Source organism: Streptomyces sp. 5-10 (assembly GCF_014712245.1).
Taxonomy (GTDB): Bacteria; Actinomycetota; Actinomycetes; order Streptomycetales; family Streptomycetaceae; genus Streptomyces; species Streptomyces violaceusniger.
Window position 1 is genome coordinate 67875 of record NZ_JACVYG010000037.1, and the last position, 26452, is coordinate 94326.

Genomic DNA, 26452 nt, shown 5'->3' on the forward strand with positions numbered 1-26452 from the left:
GCGGCGCGCTCAGGCGGCCAGGCCGTTGATCCGGTACTGCATCACCCGGTAGTTCTGGTTGTCGTACCACTGACTCACGGCGATGTGGAAGTTGCCGAAGGTCGAGCCCGGGACGATGAAGCCGCCGTAGGGGTTGGCCACCGCGTTGCCGGACTCGTTGCCGGGCGTGGTGGGGACGATGAGGGTCTGCTCCGGGGTGGCGAACAAGTTGCTCGTCGGCAGCGGGAAGACCTGCGCGCGGATGTCCAAGGGCTCCATGTTGAGCCAGGTCAGGGCGTACTTGCCGCCCATCGCGCGGAAGCAGATCTCACCGAACCGGCGCCGGGCGGTGATGGTGGTCGGGTAGTTGCCCCAGGCCCAGGCGCCGTTTGCGTAGCCCCACGGCTGATACGCCGCCGGGTCGCCCAGCCGGTCCTGCGGGACGCGGTGGAGCAGGAGGTCGGAGGGCACGTCCCGGTTGAACACGCTGGAGAGCACGTAAGCGTAGCCGTCGTCCGCCACCGCGTAGGTCTTCTGCTGGAACTGGCCGCCGTACTGGTCGCCGGGCCACTGGCACAGGTACTGCCACGTCTGGCCGTTGTCCGTCGAGCGCCAGAAGTCGGAGTGGTGGGTCTGGTACAGCACACCCCGCATCAGGTGCATGTACATCGTGTTGCCGACGGTGAAGACGTCCGACGGTATGGCGGTGGTGTTGTTCTCGTGGCCCTCCGGGACCAGGCCCACGGCCTGCGAACCGCCCACGCTGTCGTCGATGACGAGGGCGTTCAGATCGGGGTGGCGTGCCCGCAGGCCCACCGGGGCCCGCCAGTTGGGACCGCCCACGCCATCACCGTCGAAGGTGTCGCCGCACACGAACAGCATCGTGCCGTCGGGGCAGCGGACGGGGATGCCGAGGTCGGTCCAGGGCGCGGCGAACTGGCCCGTCTCCGCCGGGCCGGTGAGGTTTCTGACCTTCGTGCCGGTGATGGCGGTGGCGGCGGCGCTCGCCCGCGGCGCCCCCGCCGTCAGCCCGGCCGCCGCCAGGCCCAGACCGGCGGCCAGCAGCACGCGGCGGCGGGGGCCGTCGGCTGTATCGGCGGGGGTGGGTGGTTGTGAACGGGCCATGCTGAACTCCTCGGAATCGTGGGGCTCCTGGTTCGCCTGCTCAGGCGTTCACCTGCTGGTTCGCGGTGCTCCGCCCGTGCCGGGGATGGGCGGAACACCGCGAAGTTTCTGTGCGGGCCTACACGTTGGGCATACGGCGCCCGCGCCCGCGGAGGCGGCTACAGCGCCACGTCTCCGCACAGATGCACCTCGACGCCCAGCTCGGCGAAGAGCGCGGCCTTGGCACGCAGCGCCTTGTCGGCGGTCGCCGCGTCGGGTGCGTAGGCCACGTTGAGGTGGTTGGCGCGGTGGCGGGCCATGAACTGATCGCGGGTGACGCCGTGCAGAACCGCGTGCATGATCGGCCACTGGTGGTTGGTGGCGTCGAGTCGGCGCCGGGTCTCCTCCTCGGGCAGCTCGACCGAGGTGGCGCGGCCGAGGTCGACGTGCAGCCCGCCGTCCATCAGGAACACCCGCGACCAGACGATCTCGCCCGGCTTGGAGACACCGCTGAGGGTGCCGCCGCCGAGCGGGAAGAACATCGGGGGCTGGCGCATGCTGTACGACTTGTCGTAGCCGCCGTTGTGCGAGGCGGGCACCGAGCCGGAGATCTCGAAGACCCAGACGAACCGGCCGTCGTACTCCTCGCCCCAGCGGATGTCGTGCAGTGTGGTGGCAGGGTCCAGGCCCATCGCCGTCCAGATGCGGTTGGTGACCAGGGAGTCCACGGCGACGCCCTCGTCCACCTCGTTGAAGTGCGGCAGCGGCGCGCCGGGGTAGAGCTCGCGGGCGCCGTCGCGGCTCCGTACCGGCGGGCGATGGACGTTGTTGAGCAGGCCCTCGGCGAGGTCGCTCGCCGGGACGGTGTCCTTCAGGCCCTGCTGGTACTGGATGCCGACGGCGTCGAGCCCGAAGTCGTCGGCGATGCGCACTGCCGCGATGTACATCTTGAACTGGCTGAGCAGCTGGGCGTCGGTGAGTTCGGTGGCCTCGTCGGTGCCGGTGTGGAAGGTCATCCCGGCCCGGTCGAGCCAGGCCCGGACCTCCTGGGCCTCCTCGTCGGACACCTTCGTCATCTCGGCCACCAGGGCGCTCTGTGACAGGCGCTCCTTGTAGATGCCGAGCGGGTTGAGGAACTCGTCGTCGATGATGGCGTTGTACATCCCCATGCAGCCCTCGTCGAAGACGCCGATGATCGCCTTCTCCTCGTGCAGTTGGCGGGCCAGGGCCACGCCCAGTGCGGTCTCGGGGTCCGCACTCGGCAGGGGCGGCAGGGGCCGGACGTGGCTGGTGTCGTGGGTGAGCGTGCCGGTCTCCAGCCAGGTGCGCAACGACTCGCGCGCCCACTCGTCGGTGAAGTCGGCGCTCCACAGCACCGAGTAGTCGCGCCCCGCCTTGGTGAGGCTCCCGGCGAGGTTCAGCAGGCCGACCAGACCGGGGAATTCGCCACTCCAGTTGGCCACCACCAGGATCGGGCCCTGGTGGTCGCGCAGACCGGCGAGGACGTGGTGGCTGTACTGCCAGACGGCCTCGACGACGATGAGCGGGGCGTCCTTGGGTATGTGCTTGAACACCTCGATACCGGCGCGCTGGCTGTCGATGAACCCGTGCCCCTTGGCCTCGTCCACCGCGTGGCCTCGGCGGACCTTCCAGCCGAGGTCCGTGAGGGCCGCGGCGAGGTCGCTCTCCAGCTTCTCCTGGGTGGGCCAGCAGGTGACGTTGGCGGCGGGGCGCAGGTCGCCGCTGGCCACGGTGTAGACGGTGGCCGGCTCGGCGGCGGGCGGGCGGTGGAGTTCGGGCAGGGTGTACGCGGTCATGCGGTCTCCGTTGATGGTGCGTCGATGGTGCGTTGAGGGACGCGCGGGTGGTGCTGGGGGCTGAAGGCACTGGGGGTGCGGGGGGCGGCTGCGGGCGCGGGTGTGCCGGGGGGGCGCTGCGGGCGCGGGTGTGCCGGGGCGCGCGGGGGCGCTCAGCGCTCCTGTAGCGCGGCCAGCGCGTGGACGGTCGCGGCGGTGTCCGGGTACAGCCGCCGGTAGAGGGCGTACAGCTCGTCGTAGCGCCCGGTGTGCTCGGCGCGTGGCGTCACCGTCTCGCGCACCGGGTTCCAGTCGTCGATGGAGGCGTCCCCGACGAGCTGGGCGGCCAGCAGGGCGTCACCGTAACCGGCGCCGATGGTGATGGTGCGCACCTCCTGCGGGCGGCCGGTGATGTCGGAGACGATCTGCGTCCACAGCGAGCCCTGGGTGCCGCCGCCGACGGCGACCACGCGGCGGATGTCGCCGCCGACCGCCTCGATGACCTCGATGTTCTGGCGGATGCCGAACCCGGTGGCCTCGAGCGCGGCCCGGTAGAGGTCGCCGCGGGTGTGGGACAGGGTCAGCCCGGCGATGACTCCGCGGGCGTCCGGGTCCATGATCGGGGTGCGCTCGCCGGAGAAGTACGGGAGCATCAGCAGGCCGTTGGCGCCGACGCCCGACTCGGCGGCCAGAGCGGTGAGTTCGGCGTGGTCGCCGTCGGCGAACAGGTCCTTCAGCCAGTTGGCGACCGCGCCGGAGGTGGCCATGCCACCGGCGAGGTTCCGGGTGCCGGGCAGGGCGCCGACGGTGCCCCACAGGGACGGGCTGGTCAGCGGCTTGGGCACGGTGTGGATGAGGAACATGGTGGTGCCGTACATCAGCATCAGATCGCCGATGTTCTGCGCGCCCACGCTCAGCGCCTCGGCCCAGGCGTCGATGGTGCCGGTGGTGACGGGGATTCCGGCGGGCAGGCCGGTCGCGGCGGCGGCCTCGGGGGTGAGGGCGCCGGCCGTCTCGCCGGGCCAGCGCAGCGGCGGCAGTTCGATCCCGGGGGCGACCTCGGCGGCCCAGGGGGCGTACCACTCGCAGGCGAGCGTGTCGTACAGCGGGGTGCACTGGCTGGCCGAGTGGTGGTCCAGGACGTAGTTCCCGGTGAGCTTGGCCACCAGCCAGGAGCTCGGCATGTACAGGCGCCTGGCCCGTGCGTAGAGCTCGGGCTCCTCCTCGGCGATCCACGCGATCTTCGGCCCGGCGGCCTGGGTGGTCAGGGCGGAGCCGCCGCGGCGGATGATCTCGTCGGCGCCGAGCCGCGCCTCGATGCGCTGGATCTGCCGCACCGCGCGGGTGTCCACGCCGTAGAGCACGGCGGGGCGCAGCGGGGCGTCGTGCTCATCGGTCAGCAGGACGCAGGGGCCCATGCCGCTGACCCCGGCGGCGACCACGGTGGTGTCCTCCGCGGCGGTCAGCTCCCGGGCGAGTTCGGTGAACTCGCGCCACCAGACGGAGGCGTCCATCTCGAAGCGGCCGGGGCCCGGTCTCGCGGGGGTGTGCTCCCGGGTGGCCGAGCGGATCAGTGCGCCATCGAGACCGACGAGGACGCCCTTGCTGCTCGAGGTGCCGATGTCCACTCCGATGACTGCGTTGCGAGGCATGGCGAGCACGCTGGCAGAAAACGATTTCAACGTCAAGGGAGCCCACGCGGATGGCCTTTGCCCTGGCGAAAAGCCATATCAGCAGCGCGCGTCGGCGTCTCTCCTGCGCCGTGCGTCTCACCCCTTGACACCCTCTGGGGCCCGCTCTACGTTGCGGTGAAATGGATTTCAAACGTGCTGCGCCGCACTGCCGGTGACGCCGTTTTCCGCGCGCCACGGTGCCTCTTCCGGCCCGTCGGCGCGCACCCCGTACCCCACCCATGAGGGCAAGACACGATGACGACCTTTGGACTCGACGGCATCTCCCGCAGGACACGTGCCGTGAGCCGTTCCATCAGCGCCGAGAACTTCACCGGCGCCAAGTCGGGTGGCGGCCGCGCCACGGAGGGCACCGGAGCGGTGGCGGCGAGCAGGCTGGGGCCGGGCTGGAAGATCTCCCCCAGCATCGACATCGCCCCCGGTACGACGGCGGTGCTCGCCGACATCGAGGGTCCGGGCACCATCCGCCACCTGTGGTGCACCACCGACCCGCACCGGGCCTGGCGGGGCACCCTGCTGCGGATGTACTGGGAGGGCGAGGAGGAGCCGGCCGTCGAGGTCCCGCTCGGTGACTTCTTCTGCAACGGCTGGAACACCTTCAGCCAGGTCTCGTCCGTGCCCATCGCCGTGAACCCCAACGGCGGCTTCAACGCGTACTGGCCGATGCCGTTCCACCGCAGGGCACGGATCACCCTGGAGAACCTGACCGCGGAGAAGGTCACGCTCTACTACCAGGTGGACTACGAGCTGGACGAGGTCGAGGACGACGCCCTCTGGTTCCACGCCCAGTGGCGCCGCAGCCATCCGGTGCCGTACGGCGAGGTGCACACCCTGCTCGACACGGTCACCGGCGCCGGCGGCTATGTCGGCACCTATCTGGCCTGGGGCGTCAACAGCCCCGGCTGGTGGGGCGAGGGCGAGCTGAAGTTCTACCTCGACGGCGACGACGAGTTCCCCACGCTCTGCGGCACCGGCACCGAGGACTACTTCGGCGGCGCCTGGAACTTCGACGTCCCCGGCCAGGGCTACACCGCCTACACCACCCCGTATCTGGGCCTGAACCAGATCCTGCGCCCGGACGGGCTGTACAACAGCCAGCAGCGGTTCGGGATGTATCGCTGGCACGTCCTGGACCCCATCCGCTTCTCCGAGGACCTGCGCGTCACCGTGCAGAGCCTCGGCATCGGCCCGGGGCAGGGCAACGGGCTGCCGCACCGCTACCGGCACACCAGCGATGACATCGCCAGCACCTCACTGTTCTACCTGGATGCCCCGTCGTCCGCGTCCCGCCCGGCCACGCCGGACCTGCTCACGCTCGAAGTCGACTGAGGGATTCACCCACCCCGAGGTCCGTACCGTCCGGGTCCGCACTTCCCGGGTCCGTACATCCCAGGTCCCCACTTGCCGGATCCGCGCATCCCGGATCCGTACATCCCAGCACCCACCCCCCACCCGCACATCCCAGCCCCATCCCACTCCGACAGGAGCGCACGCATGCTCCAGCACGGCACCGAAGCCGGGCGCCCGACCACCTCCCCCGGCACCTCACGCCGCCGTTTCCTCACCGCGGTGGCGGGCGCGGGGTCGGCCGTGGCGGCCCCGGCCCTGCTCACCGGTTGCGGCACGGCCCGGGCCAAGGGGGGCAACCTCCAGTTCTGGAACTTCTACGGGCCCCAGCGCTCGCCGGACCCCGCGGTCAACGCACAGGCCAAGTGGTTCGTCGACATGGTCGACCGGTGGAACGCCACCCACAAGGCGCGGATCGACCTCGTCTATCTGCCGCAACCCACCTACCTCAACGGATTCAAGCTGCCGTCCGCCTTCGCCACCGGCGAGGGCCCGGACATCTTCCTGCTCTCCCCCGGCGACTTCCTGCGGTACTACAACGGCGGCGTGCTGGCCGACCTCACACCGCATATGGAGAAGGCGGCCATCGACGACTTCGGCTCCGCGCTCGACAGCCGCATGGTGGACGGCAAGGTCTACGCCCTCCCCATGGAGATCGAGCCGCTGGCCATGTTCTACGCCCAGGATGTCTGGGAGAAGGCCGGTCTGTCGGAGGCCGACATCCCCACCACCTGGGACCAGATGCTCGACATCGGCGACAAGCTGCGCACGAAGACACGGGCCGGGCTGGTCTTCGAGACCAGGCCGGGCTACTACCAGAACTTCACCTGGTACCCGTGGATGTGGCAGGGCGGTGGCGAGGTCCTGGACGAACACGGCGATGTGGCCTTCGACTCCAAGGCCACCCGCCAGGCACTGGGGCTCTGGCAGGACGCGGTGCGCCACGGCATCGCGCCGCGCACCATGCCCGCCGCCGCGGACGTGGTCGGCGGTTTCAAGGGCGGCAACGTGGCCATGTGGCAGCAGGGCATCTGGAACGTCTCCAGCTTCAAGGCGTTCGCCCCCAAGTACCGCTACGGCGTCTTCAAGCTGCCCACGCCCCCGGGTGGCCGGTACGTCACCGCGCTGGGCGGCTGGTCGTTCTGCGCCAACGCCCAGGGCCGCAACCCCGAGGCGGCGGCCGAGTTCTGCGTCTGGGCGCTGGGCTCGATGCGGGACGAGTCCATCAACCGGATGGTGGAGTGGTGCGTCGGCACCAAGTCCGATGTGGCGCCGCGGGACAGCGCCCTGGAGCGCGGCTCCGCCAAGGGTGGCTACGACTCCGCGATCATGAAGCAGTTCAAGGACGAGATCTTCCCCGGTGGCCGCGCCGAACCGCGCTATCCCCCGGTCGTCTACAAGGCGATCTCCGACGCCATCCAGGGCACCATGCTCGCCGGCCACGATGTGGCCAGTGACGCCGAGAGAGCCGCCCGGTCCATCGCGGCCTACACCAAGAGCTACAAGGGGGCGAGCCTGATATGAGCAGTGTCGCCGCACAGGAGCGCCGCCGCCGGGCCACCGTGGCCCCGGCGCAGTCGCCCGCCACGTCCGGCCGCCGGCCGAGACTGAGCCGCAAGCACCGCGAGTGGCTGGCCGCAGGGCTGTTCCTCGCGCCCGATGTACTCGGGTTGCTGGTGTTCGTCGCGATCCCGATGGTGCTGTCCATCGGACTGAGCTTCTTCCAGGTCAGCGGCTTCGGCAGCTATGAGTGGATCGGGCTCGGCAACTACCGGCGGATGGTGAACGACCCGCTGTTCTGGGACTCGATGAAGATCACGGGGCTGTATGTGGTGTTCCTCGTCCCCCTCCTGTTCTGTGTGAGTCTGGGTCTTGGCCTGCTGGTGAAGCAGAAGCTGCCCGGGGTCGGCGTCTACCGCACGATGCTCTTCATGCCGTACGTCATCAGCCTGGTCGTGGTCGGCGTGCTGTGGAAGTTCCTGCTCGACGAGCAGACCGGGGTGGTCAACCGGGCCATGCGGGCCGCCGGTTTCGACGGTGAGTCCTGGCTCGGCAGTCCGTCCCTCGCCCTCGGCTGTGTCATCGCCGTCATGGTGTGGGTGATGATGGGCTACTACATGATCATTTTCCTCGCCGGGCTCCAGGAGATCCCCCAGGAGTTCTACGAGGCCGCGAAGCTGGACGGCGCGGGGCCGTGGACCACGTTCCGCACCATCACCTGGCCACTGCTGCGCCCCACCAGCTTCTTCGTCCTGCTGATGTCGACGGTCGCCGCCATCACCGGCGGACTCGACCTGATCTTCGTCCTGACCAACGGCGGCCCCGCCAACGGCACGTCGCTCGCCATCTTCTACATCTACCAGCAGGCGTTCGGATTCGGGGAGTACGGCTATGCGTCGGCCATGGGCTCGTTCCTGGTGCTGATCATGGTGCTCATCTCCGCGGTGCTCTTCACGTTCACGAGAGGCGGGAGGTTCGACGATGGCGAGTGACGCCCTGACGAACCGGGCCCACACCACGGCCACCGCGCCCCCTCGGCGTCGGCTGCCGTCCCCGCGCGCCGGGCTGACCGTCCTGGCCGTCGTCCTGTCGCTGATCAGCCTCTTTCCGGTGCTGTGGATGGTCACCTCGTCCTTCAAGACGCGGGCCACCGTCACCGATGGACGGCTGATCCCGCGGGACTTCACCTTCCAGAACTTCGTCTACGTCTTCACCGAGGTGCCGTTCGCCCGCTATCTGTGGAACAGCTTCTTCATCTCCACGGTGATCACCGTGGCGGCGCTGTTCTTCCACTCGATGGCCGCCTACGCGCTGGCGCGGCTGCGCTTCCCGGGGCGTGAGAAGCTCTTCGGCGCCATCTTCGCGACGCTGCTGGTCACCGCGCCGGTGGTGCTGATCCCGCTGTTCCTGGTCGCCCGCCAGCTGGGTCTGCTCGACAGCTACGCCGGGCTGATCATCCCGGCGATCTTCAACGCGTTCGGCATCTTCCTGCTGCGCCAGTTCTATCTGGGGCTGCCGAAGGAGCTGGAGGAGGCGGCGGTCATCGACGGCTGCGGCCACTGGCGGGTCTACTGGAACATCGTCCTGCCGATGTCCCGGCCGATTCTGTCGGCCCTGGCGATCTTCTTCTTCCTCGCCAACTGGAACGCGTTCGTCTGGCCGTTGGTCGCCACGAGTGATCAGGACCTGACGGTGGTGCAGCTGGGTATCTCGTCGTTCCAGACGCAGTACACGTCCAACTGGAACTACATCCTGGCGGCGGCGACGGTGGCCGCGCTGCCCATGCTGGCGCTGTTCTTCGTCTTCCAGCGGCAGATCGTGGAGTCGATCAAGACGTCGGGGCTGAAGTGAGCTTGAGTGAGCGCGCTGTGAGGTGACGTGGCGCCGCACGGGCTGAATGGCCGGTGCGGCGCCGCTTCGTTTGTGGTTCGGTGGGGGTGCCCCGGCCGTCAGCGCCGGATGCGTCCGTCAGTGCCCGGGTCCGTCAGCGCCGGGGCGTCCGTCAGCGCCGGGCAGGCCCGGCCGTGCTCTTCCTGACCTGCAGCTTTGTGCGCAGCACTACGGTCTGCACCGGCGACACGCTGCCGTCCATGCGCTGGAGGAGGAGGTCGGCGGCGGTGCGCCCCAGCTCGTACGAGGGCAGTTCGACCGCGGTGAGGGATGGCCGTACCAGCGACGCCCAGGGAACGTCCCCGAAGGAGAGCACGCCGACGTCGGGTGGGGTGCGGCCGGCCTCGCGGAGGGCGTCGAGGACACCGATGGTCATGAGGTTGTTGGCGACGAACACGGCATCGGGCGGCTCGGGCAGCGCCAGCAGTTCGCGCATCGCCGCGCGGCCGCCGTCCACCCGGAAGTCGGCATGCCGTACGCAGGTGTCGTCGGCCGCTGCCGCACCGCCCTGGGCGGCGCGCAACGCCGTGCGGTGGCCCGCGAGCCGTTCCTCGGAGGTGGAGGCCCCTTCAGGCCCGGTGATGCAGGCGATCCTGTGGTAACCGGCCTGGAGGAGGTGGCGGGTGGCCACCTCGCCACCGTGGTGGTTGTCGACCTGGACCGCGTCCACCTCGGCGTCGCGCGGACGGCGGTCGACGGCGACCACGGGCACACGTCGGTCGGTCAGTGGCCCCAGATCCGTCTCGTCCTGGGACGCCGCCGCCACGATCACGCCCGCCATCTGCTCACCGAGAGCCACCTCCAGGTAGCGGCGCTCCTTGTCGGTGTCCTCGTCGGAGTTGCACAGGACCACGGAAAGGCTGGTGCGCTGTGCGGCGTCCTCGACGCCACGGGCGAGCGAGGTGAAGAACGGGTTCTCGATGTCCGGGATGATCAGCGCGATCACACTGGACCGCTGCTTACGAAGCGACCGCGCCACCCGGTTGGGAGCGAACCCGAGGGCCGCCGCGGCCTCTTGCACGGACAGGGCACGTGCCGGTGTGACCTTGCCGCCGTTGAAGACACGCGAGACGGTCGCCGGAGAGACTCCGGCGGCTCGCGCCACGTCATGGATCGTCACCAACTGTGTCCGCATCCTTTCACCGTGTACGGTCGCCCTTCAGCCTACCCTGCCGGTGAAAAGGATTTCACACCGGTATTCCGGGGGGTAGGGGGCGGGGCTAGGAGGCGGCGGGGGCGGGCGGCTGGCTCTGGGACGGGGGTCGGGCGACGGGCGGCCGAGCGGCAAGGCGGCCGGGCGGCCGTTCGCCAAGGTCCATGGCCGGAGTCTCGCGGGTGGGTCCGACAGCCACGGGCGCCGGACCCACCCGCGAGCGACCGGCGTCTCAGGCGAACACCGACAGCAGCAGGGCCATCATCAGGCCGAGCACACTGACCAGGGTCTGCACGGCGGTCTGGGTCTTGGTGGCCTGGGTGAGGTCCATTCCGAACGACTCCTTCACCAGCCAGAACCCCGCGTGGTTGACGTAGTTGAGGCCGAGCGAACCGGCGCCGATCGCGACCACCAGCAAGGAAGCCTCCAGGCCCCCGCCGTCGCCGATCAGCGGGGCCACGATGCCGGTGGCGGAGACGATGCCGACGGTGGCGGAGCCCGTGGTCAGCGACAGCAGCAGGGCGATGAGCCAGCCCAGCAGGATCACATTGATGTGGGCGCCCTCGGCGGCGGACGCGATGGCATCGCCGATGCCCGAGTCCTGAAGGACCTGCTTGAACGCCCCTCCCCCACCGATGATGAGCAGGATGGCGGCGATGGACTTCAGGCTGTCGGTCAGGGAGGCACGGGTCTCCTCGGCCGAACGGCCGGAGTGGCCGGAGCGGCCGGCGCGGGCGGAGCCGACGATCGTCACCCCGAGGGCGAAGACGAAACCGGCGAGCATCGCCACCAGCGGTTCTCCGGCGAACACCAGCGCCGCGCCCAGCCCGCTCGACTCGTCCAGCACGGTCTCGGCCAGGGTGCGCAGCAGCATCAGCACGACGGGCACCAGCACGGCCGCCACGGCCAGCCCGGTGGGCACACCGGTCCGGCGGGGGAGGTCCCCGCTCGCCTGCGCACCGGGCCCACCGGCTGCCGAGGCGGCGGCCGGAGCGGGCTGACGCTCAGCCCCCGTGAACTGAGCCACCAGCTCGGCGTCCGGAGCGACATCGGGAAGCCGGGGCGCGATCCAGCGGGCGTAGACGGGGCCGGCCAGGATGACGGTGGGCACGGCGCAGACGATGCCCACGCCGAGGGTGAGGCCGAGGTCGGCGTGCAGACCGGTCATCGCGGTGAGCGGGCCGGGGTGGGGCGGCAGCATGCCGTGCAGGGTGGACAGCGAGGCGATGGCGGGCACACCGAGGAGGACGTACGGGCTGCCCTTGGTGCCGCCGTGTTCCTCCATCCTGCGGGCGACGCTGAAGATCAACGGCAGCAGAACGATCAGGCCCACCTCGAAGAACATGGGCACACCGATGACGAACGCAGCGGCGCCCACCAGCCAGGGCAGCCTGCGGGGCTCGGCGCGGGCGACGAGGGCGCGGGCGATGGCGTCGGTGGCGCCCGAGTCGGACAGCAGACGGCCGAGCATGGCGCCCAGGGCGAGGGTGACGCCCACGTCACCGAGGGTGCCGCCGGCGCCCTCCTCGATGGATTCGGCGAGTTTCGCGACGGGCTCCCCGGCCGCTATCCCCGTGCCCACGCTGACCAGGATCAGCGCGACGAAGGGATGGACCCGCAGCCGGGAGTTGATGAGATAGATCAGTGCTGCGATCGCCACCGTGAGGATGAGCAGCAGCCACCAGGTGTGTGCGGTCATGCGGCGCCTTTCCAGGACATAGGAGTTCGTACCAGGGCATGCGGGGGGTTTCGTACGCCACCAGGGCATGGGTGGGTCAGGGGACGGGGGTGGTGTGGTTCAACGGCGACGAGCGCGGCAGGAGCGGCGGGAGCGGCGAGGCCGTGCGGCGGCCGCCCCCGCGGAGTGTTCGGTCAGTCCAGCCCCAGGTGTCCGACCAGCTCCGCCACGGTCTTGTCCTGCCGCGCCAGATACGTGGCGAAGGCGCCACCGGTGGTGAACGCGTCGGTCCAGCCGTGGCGGGTGAGCTCGGCCTTCCACTGCCGGGAGGTGTGCAGCGCGGTCAGCACCTCGATCCAGCGCTCGCGGTCCGCCGAACTGATGCCGGGCGGTGCGACGATCCCCCGCCAGTTGTCGAAGACCAGGTCGATCCCGGCGGCCTTCAGTGTCGGCACCCCGGGCAGCGCGGCCACGGGCCGGTCGCTGGTGACCGCGAGCACCCTGAGCTGCCCGGCCGCGATCTGGTCGAGGAACTCGCCGATGCCGCTGGTGGCGAAGTCGACCCGGCCGTCCAGCAGCGCGGGGAGGAGGTCGCCGCCACCGCCGTCGTACGCGTCGTAGCGCACCGCCTTCGGCTGGATGCCGACGGTGCGGGCCAGCGCCATGGGCAGCAGGTGGTCCGGGCCACCCAGCGACGAGCCGCCACCAACCGTGACGTCTCCCGGGTGGGTCCGCCACCCGGCGACCAGGTCCGCGATGGTGCGGTACGGCGAGTCCTCGCGGACCACCACCGCCTCGGGCTCCTCGATCAGGCGGGCGATCGGGGTGGTCCGCGCCACGGTCACTTTCGCGTGGGCGACATGGGAGGCGCCCAGCACGCCGAGGCCCATCTGGAGGGCGAGCCGTCCGTTGCCCCGTTCGTCCACGGTGCGCTGGAGACCGACCGTGCCACCGGCCCCGGGCAGGTTGAACACCTCCATGTCCGAGGTGGTCCCGGTCTCCTCCAGCACCCGGGCCACGGTCCGGGCCGTGGTGTCGTAGCCGCCTCCGGGTGTGTTCGGCACCAGGATCCGCAGCCCGTCGGCCCCGGTGTCCCCGGCCCCGGTGGCCCCGGCGCCCGGCCAGGTGCCGCACGCGCCGACGAGCAGGGACAGCATGGCGGCCAGGGCGCCGGACAGGACGCGGGTACGGGTACGGGTGCCGGTGGTGCCGGTGCGGCGTCTCATGGCACCTCCCTTTCGCTTCCCATACGGCGGACGCCATGATTGTGCGGCCTGGTGGACAATGCGCCCAGGTTGTGTCAGCAGGAGAGATTGAGTTCATTGTGGTCGCCGCGTTCCGTCGCCAAACGCTCGCGGGCGAGATGCTGCTCCTCCAGCTCGCCATCGTCGTGGTGGTGCTGATGGCGGTGGCGGCGGTCTCGCTCGCGCAGACGGAGGCCACCTTCAACCGGGTGGAGGGCCGCCGGGTCGGTGCGCTCGCCGAGCAGCTGGCCGCCCAGCCGCTGGTACGCAGCCGGCTGGTGGGGCCCTCGCCGGCGGAGGCGCTGGCCCCGCTGGTGTACTCGGCGCGGGTGCAGTCGCGGGTGACGTCCGTCACGGTGGCCGACCGCCGCGGGCGCGTCGTGAGCTCGACGAACCCCACCGTGCTGGGCGACCGGCTGCCGCTGGGCGAGGGGGTCGGCGCGGGCCGTGGCTGGTCGGGCACGCTGGACTGGGACGGCAGCCGGGAGCTGGTGGCACAGGTGCCGGTGCTCGGCGCGACGGGGGACGACCTGGGACGGCATCTGGGCACCGTCATGATCGGCGAGGCGTCTCCCACCGTGTGGCAGCGGCTGAGCGGAGCGTCCTCGTATCTGCCCGTCTACCTCGGTGTGGCCAGCGCGCTCGGCGTCGTCGGCTCCTGGCTGCTCGCCCGGCGGGTCAAACGGCAGACGCTGGGTCTGGAGCCGCGTGAGATCACCGGGCTGGCCGAGCACCGCGAGGCGATGCTGTACGGCATCGCCGAGGGCGTCGTCGCCCTCGATCCACAGCAGCGCGTGACCCTCGTCAACGACATGGGCAGGCGGCTGCTGGACCTGCCCGAGGACTGTGTCGGCCGGAACCTGGCCGAGCTGGGCATCGAGGGGCGGCTGCTGGACGTCCTGGCCGGGGCGCGGAAGGAATCGGCGGACCCGAAGGACGAGGTCGTGGTCCGGCACGGCCGGGTCCTGGTCATGAACCGCATGACCGTGGTCAAGGATGGACGGCCGCTCGGCTCCGTCACCACCCTGCGGGACCGCACCGAGCTGGCGAGGCTGGAGCGCGAGATCGGCTCCTTCCGCTCCACCTCCGAACTGCTGCGCGCGCAGACCCATGAGTTCGCCAACCAGCTGCACACCATCTCCGGGCTGATCCAGATCGGCGAGCAGGAGGAGGTGGTGCGCTACATCCGGGCGCTGAACCAGCGCCGCCAGTCGCTCGACATGTCCATCGGCCGCCGGGTCCGGGACACCGCCATCGCCGCGCTGCTGATGGCGAAGGCGTCCCAGGCCGCCGAGCGGAAGGTGGCCCTGCGCCTGTCGGACCGCACCGCGCTGGACCGGCTGACCCCCGAGGACGCCGCCGATGTGGCGACCGTCGTCGGCAACCTGGTCGACAACGCCATCGACGCCGCCACGTCCGAGCACGGCGGTGAGAACAAGGACGGCGGCGGGGGCGGCGACGAGCCGTGGGTTGAGGTCGAGCTGCGCCAGGACCACACCAGTGTGGAGATCGTGGTACGCGACTCCGGCCCCGGCGTCGCCCCCGGACTCGCCCAGGAGGTCTTCGCCCACGGCTTCACCACCAAGGCCGCCCGGGAGGGTGAGCGCGGCATCGGACTCGCGCTCACCCGGCTCGTCTGCGAGCGCCGCGGCGGCGAGATCGCGGTGACCAACACCAGCCAGGGCGCGATGTTCAGCGCCCGCATGTCCGTCAGCCACCCCGCCGACGCGGTGGCGGAAGGAGCGACCCGATGACCGAGTCGGCCGGCACGATCGATGTGCTCGTCGTGGACGACGACTTCATGGTGGCGCGCGTCCACCGCACCTTCGTGGAGCGGGTGGCGCCGTTCCGCGTCGTCGGCACCGCCCACACCGGCGAGCAGGCGATCGAGGCGGTCGACGCGCTCCGGCCCGACCTGGTCCTGCTCGACCTCTATCTGCCGGACCTCTTCGGCCTGGACGTCATCCCCCGGCTGCGCACCGCCGGGCACGACTGCGACGTCATGGTGATCACCGCGGCCCGGGAGGCCGACGCGGTGCGCGGCGCCGTCCGCCAGGGGGTGGTCGACTACCTCCTCAAACCCTTCGACTACGAGGATCTCCAGCCCCGCCTGGAACGCTATGCGACCCAGCGCGGGCGGCTGCTCACCACGGTCGTCCGTGGCCAGGCGGACGTGGACCGCGTCCTGGCCGGGGCGTTCGCACCCCCGGCGGGCGGCGCCCTCCCGAAGGGGCTGAGCGTGGAGACCGCCCAGCTCGTCGAGCGCGCCCTCCGCGAGGCGGACGGCACCGTCTCCGCCGCCGAGGCGGCCACCGCCATCGGCATCTCCCGGGTCAGCGCCCGCCGCTATCTGGAGTACTTCCACGCCACCGGCCACGCCGACGTCTCCCTGCGCTACGGCACCGCCGGCCGCCCGGAGCGCCGCTACAGCTGGCGGGCGTAAAACCCCGGAGGGCCACGCTCGTTGGCCCGTACCGGGCCGGGAGGGCGGCCACTGGCTGAGACGGCTGAACGAGCCTTGTGAGAGTCCCGCCGGTCAGCCGCGGCGAGCGGCCGATCGCGAACGGCATTCCTCGCGCTGAGCCGAGGGAACCGTACCCCTCCCGCTGAGCCGAGGGGCAGTCGGCCGGTGGGCCCGGACACGGCGTCGGGCTCACCGGTCGATGACCTCAGTCAACGACCTCAGGGCTTGCGGGCCACCGCTCCGTACATCGCGATGTCCTCGTCCTTGATGTCCTCGGTGGCGGTGGCGTCCGGGCGCCACTTGTGGACCTGGGTGAGGCCGGGCTCGACCAGCTCGAGGCCGTCGAAGAAGCGCTCGGCCTCGGCCTCGGTGCGCAGCCGCATGGGCATGTCGCGGGCCGCGTACTCACGGGCGACCCGGGCCACCTCGTTCGGCGCGAAGTCGGCGGTGCCGATGGACATCGCCAGGTAGCTGCCGGAGGGCAGCGGCTCCAGGAGGCGGTTGACGATCCCGTAGGCGTCGTCCTTGTCCAGGACGAAGTGCACGATGGCGATCACCGTCAGGGCGACCGGCCGGGTCAGGTCGAGGGTCTCGCGGAGTTCGGGGGCCGCCAGGATGGTGGCGGGCTCGCACATGTCCGCTTCGACATAGGCGGTCCTGCCCTCGGGCGTGCTGGCGAGCAGGCCCTGGGAGAGCGTGAGGACGATGGGGTCGTTGTCCACGTAGACGACCCGGGAGTCCGGGGCCACCGCCTGGGCGATCTCATGGAGGTTGGGCGAGGTCGGGATGCCGGTGCCGATGTCGAGGAACTGCCGGATGCCCGCCTCCTCGGCCAGGTAGCGCACGGCCCGGTTCATGAAGTCGCGGTTGGCCCGCATGTGGATCGGCAGGGCGGGCCACTCGCGGGACATGGCGATGCCCGCTTCCTTGTCGGCCGGGTAGTAGTCCTTACCGCCGAGGATGTAGTCGTAGATACGGGCCGAATGCGCGCTCTCGGTGTCGATGCGGTCGGCCGACCATCCGTTGTCGCTCAAGGCGTCCCCTCCCAGTGGATCGTCAGTTCGCTGTTGGTGTGGCCCCGGTCGCGCGGGCCGGGACGGGCCCGCGCGACCGGGAAGGATGCGGTGCCGTGGCGGCTAGCAGAGGAAGTCGGCGTCGCCGGCCTTCACACCCGCCAGGAACCGGGTCATCTCGTTCGTGGTGAAAACCAGTGCGGGGCCGTCGGGGTCGGTCGACTGACGCAGCGCCACCCGCCCGTCGCGCAGCTTCTTGGCCTCGACGCAGGCGCCGCCGGCGTCGTCGCTCCACGGCTTGGACCAGCCCAGGGTGCCGAGGTCATGGCGGGGCATGCCGCCGCGTATGTGGTGGTGCACTTCAGAGCTCCTTGCGAATTGCGCCGAGGACAGCCTCGGTTTTCCTGGCGGGCACCGACTGGGCGCCCAACCGGTCCAGGACCTCGCGGTACACCACCACGTCTTCCTCCTTGTCCAGGTACACCGCGCCGACCAGGCCGCTGAGGTAGACGATGTCGGGCAACTCCGGAGCCCTGAACCGGAAGACATGGAACGCACCGGCCCGCATGGCCGGATGCGGGCCGCTCCCGAACGGCATGATCTGCACGGTCACCTGGGGAAGGGCGCTGACCTCGATCAGATGGTCGATCTGGGCGCGCATCACGGCCGGGCCACCGACCGGCCACCTCAGCACCGTCTCGTCCATCACGACCCACAGCCGGGGAGGGGATTCCCGGGACAGCAGTTCCTGGCGCTGCATGCGCAGGGCGACCCTGCGCTCGGTGGCCTCCGAGGGAGCGTGCGGGTTTCCGGCGCTGAGCAGCGCACGGGCGTAGTCCTCGGTCTGCAGCAGCCCGTGGACGAACTGCGCCTCGTAGGCGCGGATCTGAAGCGCCGCCTGCTCCAGGTTCAGATACGCGGCGAACCAGTCCGGCATCACATCGCGGTAGGTGTGCCACCAGCCGCGCTTGTTGGCCTCGCGGACCGACTTCAGGAAGGTGTCGAGCTCATGCCGGTCGGTGACGCCGTACGTCTGGAGCAGCTTCTCCACGTCCGCGAGCCTGAGCCGGGCCACCTTGGCGGCTTCCATCCTGCGGATCGTGGAGTGGCTGACGCCGATCGCCGCGCCCGCCTGGTCGTAGGTCAGGCCGGCGCGCGTCCGCAGCTCCTCCAGCTGCCTGCCGAGGATCATGCGGAGAACAGAGGGGGCACCGCCCCATGCGGTTTCCGCCGCCAACGCTCTACCTCCCCACACCGGGCTACGGCTGCAGTCTGTCACGGTCGCCGGCCGCGCGAACGGCATCCCCCCGATGGCAACTTGCAATTTTCAACTTACCGCTTGCAAGTCGTTCGTTGCACCTGCCACAGTGGTCACACCGTCCGATCACGGTGGGAACGCTTGCGTGGGTACGTCCGTAGGCACTGCGCAGTGCGGGAACGGCACGGTCATGATGCGCAGGCAGACGAAAGGCGGCCGCTCGTGGCTCCCCTCGCCCTTCCCCTGACTCCCCTTCGGACGTCCCGGGAGCAGGACACCCACCCGGGATGTGCCCTGAGGCTTCCGGCCACCGCCTCCTCGGTGAGCACGGTCCGCGCGGCCGTGCGCGAGCGGCTGGGCGCCTGGGGCGTGAGCGCCGCGGTGTGCGACGACGCGCTCCTCGTGGTCTCCGAGCTGGTCACCAACGTGATCACGCATACGGTCAGCGATCACCTGGAGTGCAGGCTGAGCCTCCGCGCGGAACTGCTGCGCCTCGAGGTCGAGGACGAGATCCGGGCCCACACCCTTCCCGCGCCCCGCACCCCGGACCCCGATGAGCACTGCGGACGAGGGCTTCTGCTGGTCGGCGCGGTGAGCAGCGCGTGGGGCGTCACGGATGCCCCGCACGGGGCGGGGCGGATCGTATGGGCCGAGCTGCCGTCGCGCGCGGAAGAGCGTCACTGACTCATGGACCGACAGTTTGTTGTCCGCAAGGCGCCCGAGGCGCGTGAGATGTCTGAGGCCCCATCACTCGGCGCGCTGCGCCTCTGGCGAGGCCGCCGCGGACGCCTGCGCCTCCCCGACGGACTGCGCGCCAGGCTGGGATACGACGCGGTCGGGATGCCCGCGGACATCGGCAGGCGGGTCATGAAGTGTCTGCCCCGCATCGGCTGTGTCTTCGCCGACGACCAGCGGTGGTGGTGGATCGTGCCGTCGGGGTCGAACATCGACGTCGCCTGGCCGCCGTTCACCAGCTATGCGGTCGGGGCGCGGGTGACCGACCTGGGCGGCGAACACTCCGGGCATTCCCGCCTCCCCCGCCTGATCCATCACCCCCAGGACGACTCGCCGTACACACCACCGATTCCGCTGTACTTCATGACCTGTCATATCGCGGGCATCCAGCCCCGCTGGTCACCGGGGGAGGCTTCCGGGCCACCCCCGGCGTTCTAGGACCCCTCCCGGGCGCTGCCGCTCCGTACGAGGTCATGCCTGGCCGACAACGTTGTCCCAAGGTATGGACAAACACTGGCTGCGAGTGCTCTGGTAATGCGTGCAGCAAGTGTTCCCTGTGGAAGAGTTCCGCCGCTCTCCGGGCGGCGGCGCCAACCGGACCATGGAGCAGCAGCGTGCTGAGACACTTGTTCCATCGCTTCCCGTCCCTCCTCCGTCCAAGACGGACCTGGCGGCGGCGCGTGGCCGCCGCCGTGGTCCCCGCACTGGCCGCCACCGGTCTGCTCGTCTCCGGCGCCGGCCCCTCCCACGCCGCCCCGGCCTGGGACCCCAAGCCCTCCCCGATGACGACCCCGTGGACGAACCAGGTCCCGGTCGACAACCCCCTGCCGGAGTATCCGCGCCCCCAGCTGACCCGGCCAGACTGGTCCTCCCTGAACGGCATGTGGGACTTCGCGGTCACCTCCCGCGACGCCGCACAGCCGGCCACGTTCGGCGAGCGGATCCGGGTGCCGTTCGCGCCCGAGTCCGCGCTCTCCGGCGTCCAGCGCAAGATCACCCAGAATGACAAGCTCTGGTACAAGCGCACCTTCACGGTGCCCTCCGGCTGGAACGGCCGCCGCGTCCAGCTCAACTTCGGCGCCTCCGACTGGGAGACCACGGTCTGGGTCAACGGCAAGCAGGCCGGAGCCGCCCACCGCGGCGGCTACGACGGCTTCCGTTACGACATCACGCCCCTGCTGAACGGCGGCACCAACACGATCGTCATCTCCGTGTACGACCCCACGGAGACCGGCGGTCAGGCCATCGGCAAGCAGCGCGTGCAGGACGTCACCCCGCACCCCGGCAGGAGCATCGTCTACACCGCCTCGTCGGGGATCTGGCAGACCGTCTGGCTGGAGCCCACCGCCCCCGCGCACATCACCCGCCTGGACATGGTCCCCCGCCTGGAGGACAACACCCTGCGGGTCACGGTGCGCGGCGCCGGAGGAGCCGACGGCGCGGGCGTCAAGGTCACCGTCTCCAGCGGCGGTACGACGGTCGGCAGCGCCACCGGCACCGTGGGCGGCGAGCTCTCCGTGCCGGTGCCGAACGCCCACCTGTGGACCCCGGAGGACCCGTTCCTGTACGACGTCACGGCCGAGCTGACCGGCGGCGCCGGAGCCGACAAGGTCGGCAGCTACACCGGCATGCGGTCGATCGCGGTGAAGGACGTGGGCGGGGTCCGGCGGCCGGTGCTCAACGGCCGGTTCGTCTTCCAGACCGGCACCCTGGACCAGGGATACTGGCCGGACGGCATCTACACCGCGCCCACCGACGACGCCCTCAAGTACGACCTGCAGAAACACAAGGACCTGGGCTTCAACATGGTCCGCAAGCACATCAAGGTCGAGCCGCAGCGGTGGTTCTACTGGGCGGACCGGCTCGGGCTGCTGGTGTGGCAGGACATGCCCTCGATGGACAGCGGCAAGACCCCGGACACCGCGGCCCGCACCCAGTGGGAGAGCGAGTACCGCGCCATCATCGACCAGCACCGCAGCTCGCCCGCGCTCATCCAGTGGGTGGACCAGAACGAGGGCTGGGGCCAGTACGACCAGGCCCGCATCGCCGATATGGTCAAGGCGTACGACCCCTCCCGCCTCGTCGACAACATGAGCGGCGTCAACTGCTGCGCCGCCAAGGACGGCGGCAACGGCGACGTCATCGACAACCACAACTACGTCGGGCCCGGCAACACCCCGGCGGAGTCGGTGCGCGCCTCGGTGCTCGGGGAGTACGGCGGCCTCGGCTACCGCGTGTCCGGCCATGAGTGGTATCCGGGCGGCGGGTTCAGCTACGAGGACCAGCCGACCACAGCCGCGCTCAACAACCGGCTCGTCGGGCTGCTCGACGGGATCCGGGAGAACGCCATGCCCGCGGGCGGCCTGTCGGCCTCCGTCTACACCCAGATCACGGATGTGGAGAACGAGGCCAACGGGCTGATGTCCTACGACCGCCAGGTGGTCAAGGTCGACCAGGCCCGGGTGCGGGCCGCCAACCAGGCCCTCATCGCCGCCTCCCGGTCGGCCGGCGCCACCGTGAAACTGCCCGTCGGGCAGAACGTGTCGATCCGGGTCACCACCCCCGGCTACACCGACCGCTACATCCGCCACTACGACGGGCTGGGCTTCACCGAGGTGGTGAACTCCGCCAGCGCCGACCTGCTGAAGCGGGACGCCACCTGGACGGTCAGGCAGGGTCTCGCGAACAGGCTCTGCTACTCCTTCGAGTCCCGCAACTACCCCGGCGAGTATCTGCGCCACCGCGACTTCCGGGTCCGGCGCGAGGCGGGCGACGGCTCCACCGTGTACAAGGAGGACGCCACCTGGTGTCCGACCCAGGGCAGCGGTGGCATCCGGATGTCGGCGGCCAACTTCCCCGGGCAGTATCTGCGGCACATCAACGCCGAGCTGTGGCTGGCCCAGTCCGGCGGCACCCATGCCTGGGACAATCCGGCCAGCTTCACCGAGGACACCACCTGGGCGATCGAGTCGCCCTGGGCTCCCTGATCGACCGCCGCGGTCCCTGACCGGCGGGGCCCGCACCCTCCGGCGGCCGCCCCCGCCTCCACGCGGGCGGCCGCCCCTTCTCTCCTCCCCCACGCTTCAGCGCACGGCCCCCCACGGAAAGGCGGGTACGTCATGTCAGCGCGGCTCCACCGTGTCCTCCACGGACTCCTGGCCCTGGCCATCGCCCTGGCCGGTCTCGTCGCCCTCCCCACGCCCTCGCGTGCCGCGACCCCGGTCTGCGCGCTGGCGTGCGACACCCTCGACCCCTCGAAGGCGCAGCGCGACACCTTTCCCGTGCCGCAGGTGAACCTGGGCGGCCGGATCCTGAAGTTGCACGTCTCCGACCCCGACTCGATGGCCTGGGCCAGCATCGACAACGGTGTGACGGGCGACGCGGTCTGGCTCGACCGGTCCTGGGACCGGGGCGCCACCTGGGAGGGCCTGCTCGGCAAGGCCAGCATCCCGGGCACCTGGACCGGCACCCGCACCCTGATGTACAACCTCACCGACCCGGTGGGCCACCGGCGCGGCTGGATCCGCGCCTGCGGTGACGCCGCCGGTGTCACCTGCACCGACTGGGTCTACCCGAAGGTGTGCGACGGCACGTACTGCGACGGCGCCGACCCCGCCACCGCCGCGGGCGACGACCGCCCGGTGCCCGCCACCACCCTCTTCGGGCGCACCATCAGCCTCCATGTCGACCAGAAGAACGGGATGGCGTGGGGCGTCATCGAAAGCGGTGGCTCGGGCGACGAGATCTGGCTCGACCGCTCCTGGGACACCGGCGCCACCTGGCCCGAGGGCTCCTCCCTCGGTCGTAGGAGCGTGCCGTCGGGCAAGACCTCGACGCGGACGGCCATGTTCGCCACCCGGGATCCGCGCGGGCTGATGTTCGGCGGCGCGGTCCGGGCCTGCGGCCGTGAGGCGAGCCACCAGGAGGGCAGTTGCACGGCCTGGGTCAGACCCGCGCCGAGCCGGGCGCGCGCCGCCGCGGAGGCGCTGATGGCGTCGTACCACACCTACGAGGGCTGGTGGCGCAGCAGTTGGTGGAACTCGGCGGTCGCGGTCACCTCGCTCATCGACTTCGCCGAGCGCACCGGGCGGCACGACTACGACTGGGTCATCGCCCGCACCTTCGAGCAGAACCGCGGCTCCTTCCCCCCAGGTGCGCGCAGCTCCGACGCGGTGGAGGGCCACTTCATCAGCCGCGCCATCGACGACGCGGCCTGGTGGGGCGTGGCCTGGCTGGCCGCGTACGACCACACCCATGAGCGGCGCTACCTGGACGAGGCGGTCACCATCGCCACCTACGTCCACCAGTACTGGGACACCGGCACCTGCGGTGGCGGTGTGTGGTGGGACCGGGAGCGCACCTACAAGAACGCCGTGACCAACGGGCTGTACCTGTGGCTGACCACGTCACTGCACCGGCGGATCTCCGGCGACACCGTGTGGGGCGGCCGGGCGGCCACGGCCGCGACCTGGTACCTCAACAGCGGACTGATCAACGGCTCTGGCCTGGTCAACGACGGGCTCACCGCCGGCTGCCGCAACAACTCCCAGACCGTGTGGAGCTACAACCAGGGCCTCGCCATCGGCGCCTTCACCCAGCTGTGGCGGTCCACCGGCAATGCCCAGTACCTGGACACCGCCCGGCGCCTGGCGGACGCCGCGACCACCTCGGCGGCGCTGACCCGCGACGGTGTGCTGACCGAGTCCTGCGACACCGGCGGCAACGCCTGCGACGACAACCAGAAGCAGTTCAAGGGCATCTTCATGCGCCACTTCGCCGACCTCGCGGACGCCACCGGATCCGCCACCTACCGGACGTACATCAAGAGGCAGGCCGACTCGATCTGGGCCACCGACCGCGACCCCCTCAACCGGCTCGGCCAGCGCTGGGCGGGCACCACCCCCAACCAGGTGGACTGGCGCACCCAGGCCAGTGCCCTTGGCGCGCTGACGGCCGCGGACGGCCTGTGACGCCTCCGCCACGGACCAACCCTCACGAGCCGTACTCGCATCGACGCAAGGAGGCGCCCATGAGCCCTCGCACCGCCCGCCGCCGCGCGGCGCTGCTCACCGCCCTGTTCGCCATCCTGTGGGGCCTGATCTCCGGACCACCCGCCGCCACGGCGGCGCCGCACACCGCCGCCGCGGGCACCTTCCGCAACCCCCTCAACACCGGTCCCGACCCGTTTCTGACCACCTGGAACGGCACCTACTATCTGACCACCACGCAGGGCGACAGCATCCGGATGTGGCGCTCCTCCTCCCTGGGCACCCTGCTCGACGCCGACCCCATCACCGTGTGGACGGACACCGACGGCTCCCGCAACCAGCACATCTGGGCGCCGGAGTTCTACCGCTTCGGCAACCGCTGGTACCTCTACTACACCGCCGACGACGGGGTCGACGACCACCACCGGCTCTATGTGCTGGAGTCCGACCGCGACGACCCGGCCGGTCCCTACCACTTCAAGTCCCGTCTGACGCCGCCCAACCACGCCGCCGACTTCGCCATCGACCCCGGCATCCTCGAGCACAACGGGCGCCTCTACCTCGCCTACTCCGGCATCAACCAGTACCAGCACAACGGCCTCAACATCGCCCCGATGTCCAACCCGTACACCGTCTCGGGCAACGCGGTCGCCATCAACGCGGCCGGTGGCTGCCCGGAGGTGCGCGAGGGCCCCGAGTTCCTCTACCGCAACGGCCGCACCTGGATGACGTACTCCACCTGCGACACGGGCAAGCCGGACTACCAGGTCTGGATGATGTCCCTGCCCTCCGGTGCCGACCCGCTCGCGCCCGGCAACTGGACCCAGCGCTCCGGCCCGGTGTTCTCCCGCGCCGATGACCACGGCGTCTACGGCCCGGGCCACCACGCGTTCTTCCGCTCGCCCGACGGCACCGAGGACTGGATCGTCTACCACGCCAAGACCACCTCGGTGAACACCTACACCAACCGCACCACCCGCGCGCAGAAGATCACCTGGAACGCCGACGGCAGCCCGAACCTGGGCCGCCCGCTCGCCATGGGCGCCACCCAGGACCTGCCGTCCGGCGACCCGGGGGCGGGCACGTACTGGATCAATGACGACGGCCGGTCCAGCGGCGACGGAAGCGTGTCGTACACGGGCACCTGGAACTCGGGGACCGGCTGCGCCACCCAGTGCTTCTGGAGCGACGACCACTGGAGCGACCGGGCGGGCAACACCGCCACGTTCTCCTTCACCGGCACCCGGATCGCCCTGCTGTCGGTCCGCGACACCGGCAACGGCATCGCCGCCCTCAGCATCGACGGCGGCCCCGAACAGCGCGTGGACTTCTACGGCGCCATCCGCACCGGGGAAAACCTGCAGTACCTCAGTCCCCGGCTGCCCTCCGGCCGGCACACCCTGCGTATCCGGGTGACCGGCGAGCACAACGCCCAGTCGGGCGCCTCGTTCGTGAGCGTGGACCGCGCCGAGGTGTACACCCGCTGACACCGGGCACACCCGCGGCCCCCGCCCGGCGGCGGGGGCCGCACACGCCGCGAGGCCGGTTGGGACATGACGCCCGGCGCAATACGGCACGGGCTTGCCTTACCGTGGCGCAGGTGGATCTCAACTTGCTCGTGGCGCTGGACGCGCTGCTGGAGGAGAACAGCGTGACCGCCGCGGCGGACCGGCTGAACCTCTCGCCACCGGCGATGAGCCGGACGCTGGCCCGGATCCGTCGCGCGACCGGCGATGACATCCTGGTGCGCGTCGGCCGCACCATGGTCCCGACCCCGCGCGCCCTCGAACTGCGCGAGGAGACCCGCGACCTGGTCCGGCGGGCCACCGCCGTGCTCACTCCCGTACGCCGGCTCGACCTGGCCGGTCTGAACCGGCACTTCACCGTGCGGGGCCATGACGCGCTGCTGGCCGCCCTCGCCGCCCCGCTGATCGCCAGGGTCGGCGCCACGGCCCCGAACGTCCACCTGAGCCTGCTGGCCGAGTCCGCCGCCGACCAGCCCGACCTCGCCCGGAGCCAGGTCGACCTGGAGATCGGCGCGAACGAGCCGCGCCGCCCGGAGCTCTCCTCCGAGGTGGTCGGCACCGACCGGGTGGTCCTGGCGCTGCGGCGGGGGCATCCGCTCGCCAGGGGCAGGGTCAGCGTCGACAAGCTCGTCCGCATGACCTTCGTGGCCGTCTCACGCCGGGGCCGGCTGCACGACGCCATCGACGACTCCCTCGCCGAACGCGGGCTGCGGCGGCGGGTGATCGCGTCCCTGCCGACGAGCGCCGCGGCGCTGGACGTGGTGTCCCGTTCGGACGCCGTGGCCGTCGTCGCCGAGCGGATCTGCCGACCCGCCTCGGCCAGGCTCGGCCTCGTCACCCGGCGGCTCCCGCTGGAGCTGCCGCCGACCCAGGTGGTCCTCACCTGGCACCACCGGCACGACAGCGACCCCGCGCACGCATGGCTGCGCGGCCAGGTGCGGGACGTGCTCCGTGAGGCGACCGACGGCACCGCGAAGGGCCGACCCACGACCGGGCGCCCGCGCGGGTCCGCGTAACCGCGTCCAGGCGCCCGGCGGTACCTCTACGGTCAGCCGCTTGGCACACTATTCTTCGTATTGTCAGATG

Annotated in this window: 21 protein-coding genes; 12 read left to right on the forward strand and 9 right to left on the reverse strand. The window is 70.8% G+C overall.

The window, feature by feature from the left end:
• Positions 1-9 precede the first annotated feature (9 nt).
• The 3 genes from IEJ02_RS32455 to IEJ02_RS32465 all read right to left on the reverse strand — a co-directional run bounded on the left by IEJ02_RS32455 (position 10) and on the right by IEJ02_RS32465 (position 4531).
• Positions 10-1104, reverse strand: coding sequence for a DUF4185 domain-containing protein (locus IEJ02_RS32455; protein WP_191068092.1), 1095 nt, complete (start codon positions 1102-1104; stop codon positions 10-12).
• Positions 1105-1262: 158 nt separating this feature from the next.
• Complete coding sequence (locus tag IEJ02_RS32460) at positions 1263-2900, reverse strand: fucose isomerase (protein ID WP_191068093.1); 1638 nt, start codon at positions 2898-2900, stop codon at positions 1263-1265.
• A 152-nt stretch (positions 2901-3052) separates the two neighbouring features.
• Positions 3053-4531 carry an FGGY-family carbohydrate kinase gene (locus IEJ02_RS32465; RefSeq protein WP_191068094.1) on the reverse strand — a complete coding sequence of 493 codons (1479 nt, stop codon included), beginning with the start codon at positions 4529-4531 and terminating at the stop codon, positions 3053-3055.
• Positions 4532-4807: 276 nt separating this feature from the next.
• On the opposite strand from IEJ02_RS32465, the gene IEJ02_RS32470 reads away from it, so the two are divergent.
• The 4 genes from IEJ02_RS32470 to IEJ02_RS32485 all read left to right on the forward strand — a co-directional run bounded on the left by IEJ02_RS32470 (position 4808) and on the right by IEJ02_RS32485 (position 9268).
• Entirely contained in the window at positions 4808-5899 is a 1092-nt protein-coding gene (locus tag IEJ02_RS32470) for a glycoside hydrolase family 172 protein (protein WP_137981149.1), read from the forward strand.
• A 165-nt stretch (positions 5900-6064) separates the two neighbouring features.
• The gene (locus IEJ02_RS32475; protein WP_191068095.1) at positions 6065-7441 is read left to right on the forward strand and encodes an ABC transporter substrate-binding protein; all 1377 of its coding nucleotides are present in this window, start codon (positions 6065-6067) and stop codon (positions 7439-7441) included.
• On the forward strand, positions 7438-8409 hold the full coding sequence (locus tag IEJ02_RS32480) for a carbohydrate ABC transporter permease (protein ID WP_137981147.1): 972 nt from the start codon (positions 7438-7440) through the stop codon (positions 8407-8409). The genes IEJ02_RS32475 and IEJ02_RS32480 overlap by 4 nt, the downstream gene beginning before the upstream one ends.
• Positions 8399-9268: a carbohydrate ABC transporter permease gene (locus tag IEJ02_RS32485; RefSeq protein ID WP_223864840.1), complete on the forward strand. Its 870-nt coding sequence runs from the start codon at positions 8399-8401 to the stop codon at positions 9266-9268. The genes IEJ02_RS32480 and IEJ02_RS32485 overlap by 11 nt, the downstream gene beginning before the upstream one ends.
• Positions 9269-9419: 151 nt before the next feature.
• On the opposite strand, the gene IEJ02_RS32490 is transcribed toward IEJ02_RS32485, so the two are convergent.
• The 3 genes from IEJ02_RS32490 to IEJ02_RS32500 form a co-directional block, all read right to left on the reverse strand.
• The gene (locus IEJ02_RS32490) at positions 9420-10442 is read right to left on the reverse strand and encodes a LacI family DNA-binding transcriptional regulator (RefSeq protein ID WP_223864841.1); all 1023 of its coding nucleotides are present in this window, start codon (positions 10440-10442) and stop codon (positions 9420-9422) included.
• A 250-nt stretch (positions 10443-10692) separates the two neighbouring features.
• Positions 10693-12159 carry a GntP family permease gene (locus IEJ02_RS32495; protein ID WP_191068096.1) on the reverse strand — a complete coding sequence of 489 codons (1467 nt, stop codon included), beginning with the start codon at positions 12157-12159 and terminating at the stop codon, positions 10693-10695.
• A gap of 173 nt (positions 12160-12332) precedes the next feature.
• Entirely contained in the window at positions 12333-13364 is a 1032-nt protein-coding gene (locus tag IEJ02_RS32500; protein ID WP_223864842.1) for a Bug family tripartite tricarboxylate transporter substrate binding protein, read from the reverse strand.
• A 98-nt stretch (positions 13365-13462) separates the two neighbouring features.
• Between IEJ02_RS32500 and IEJ02_RS32505 the strand changes: the two genes are divergently transcribed.
• Together IEJ02_RS32505 and IEJ02_RS32510 are read left to right on the forward strand one after the other, a co-directional pair.
• The gene (locus tag IEJ02_RS32505) at positions 13463-15136 is read left to right on the forward strand and encodes a sensor histidine kinase (protein ID WP_191068097.1); all 1674 of its coding nucleotides are present in this window, start codon (positions 13463-13465) and stop codon (positions 15134-15136) included.
• A complete protein-coding gene (locus IEJ02_RS32510) occupies positions 15133-15825 on the forward strand; it encodes a response regulator (protein ID WP_137981143.1) in 693 nt (230 codons plus the stop codon). The genes IEJ02_RS32505 and IEJ02_RS32510 overlap by 4 nt, the downstream gene beginning before the upstream one ends.
• Before the next feature lie 239 nt (positions 15826-16064).
• Here IEJ02_RS32510 and IEJ02_RS32515 read toward each other — a convergent pair whose 3' ends face one another.
• The 3 genes from IEJ02_RS32515 to IEJ02_RS32525 all read right to left on the reverse strand — a co-directional run bounded on the left by IEJ02_RS32515 (position 16065) and on the right by IEJ02_RS32525 (position 18096).
• A complete protein-coding gene (locus IEJ02_RS32515) occupies positions 16065-16880 on the reverse strand; it encodes an SAM-dependent methyltransferase (protein WP_191068098.1) in 816 nt (271 codons plus the stop codon).
• 102 nt (positions 16881-16982) lie between these two features.
• Positions 16983-17195: a DUF397 domain-containing protein gene (locus IEJ02_RS32520; protein ID WP_191068126.1), complete on the reverse strand. Its 213-nt coding sequence runs from the start codon at positions 17193-17195 to the stop codon at positions 16983-16985.
• A 25-nt stretch (positions 17196-17220) separates the two neighbouring features.
• Positions 17221-18096: a Sco1979 family transcriptional regulator gene (locus tag IEJ02_RS32525; RefSeq protein WP_191068099.1), complete on the reverse strand. Its 876-nt coding sequence runs from the start codon at positions 18094-18096 to the stop codon at positions 17221-17223.
• Positions 18097-18339: 243 nt separating this feature from the next.
• On the opposite strand from IEJ02_RS32525, the gene IEJ02_RS32530 reads away from it, so the two are divergent.
• From IEJ02_RS32530 to IEJ02_RS32555, 6 genes are all read left to right on the forward strand, one after another.
• Positions 18340-18801, forward strand: coding sequence for an ATP-binding protein (locus tag IEJ02_RS32530; RefSeq protein ID WP_370467165.1), 462 nt, complete (start codon positions 18340-18342; stop codon positions 18799-18801).
• 48 nt (positions 18802-18849) lie between these two features.
• Positions 18850-19290 (forward strand): hypothetical protein, encoded by a 441-nt coding sequence (locus tag IEJ02_RS32535; protein WP_223864843.1) that lies wholly within the window; start codon positions 18850-18852, stop codon positions 19288-19290.
• Positions 19291-19544: 254 nt separating this feature from the next.
• Entirely contained in the window at positions 19545-21839 is a 2295-nt protein-coding gene (locus IEJ02_RS32540; RefSeq protein ID WP_191068128.1) for an AbfB domain-containing protein, read from the forward strand.
• 132 nt (positions 21840-21971) lie between these two features.
• Complete coding sequence (locus IEJ02_RS32545) at positions 21972-23822, forward strand: glycoside hydrolase family 76 protein (RefSeq protein ID WP_191068101.1); 1851 nt, start codon at positions 21972-21974, stop codon at positions 23820-23822.
• Between the two features lie 59 nt (positions 23823-23881).
• Positions 23882-25327 (forward strand): family 43 glycosylhydrolase, encoded by a 1446-nt coding sequence (locus IEJ02_RS32550; protein WP_191068102.1) that lies wholly within the window; start codon positions 23882-23884, stop codon positions 25325-25327.
• A 113-nt stretch (positions 25328-25440) separates the two neighbouring features.
• Complete coding sequence (locus IEJ02_RS32555; RefSeq protein WP_191068103.1) at positions 25441-26382, forward strand: LysR family transcriptional regulator; 942 nt, start codon at positions 25441-25443, stop codon at positions 26380-26382.
• Positions 26383-26452: the final 70 nt, after the last annotated feature.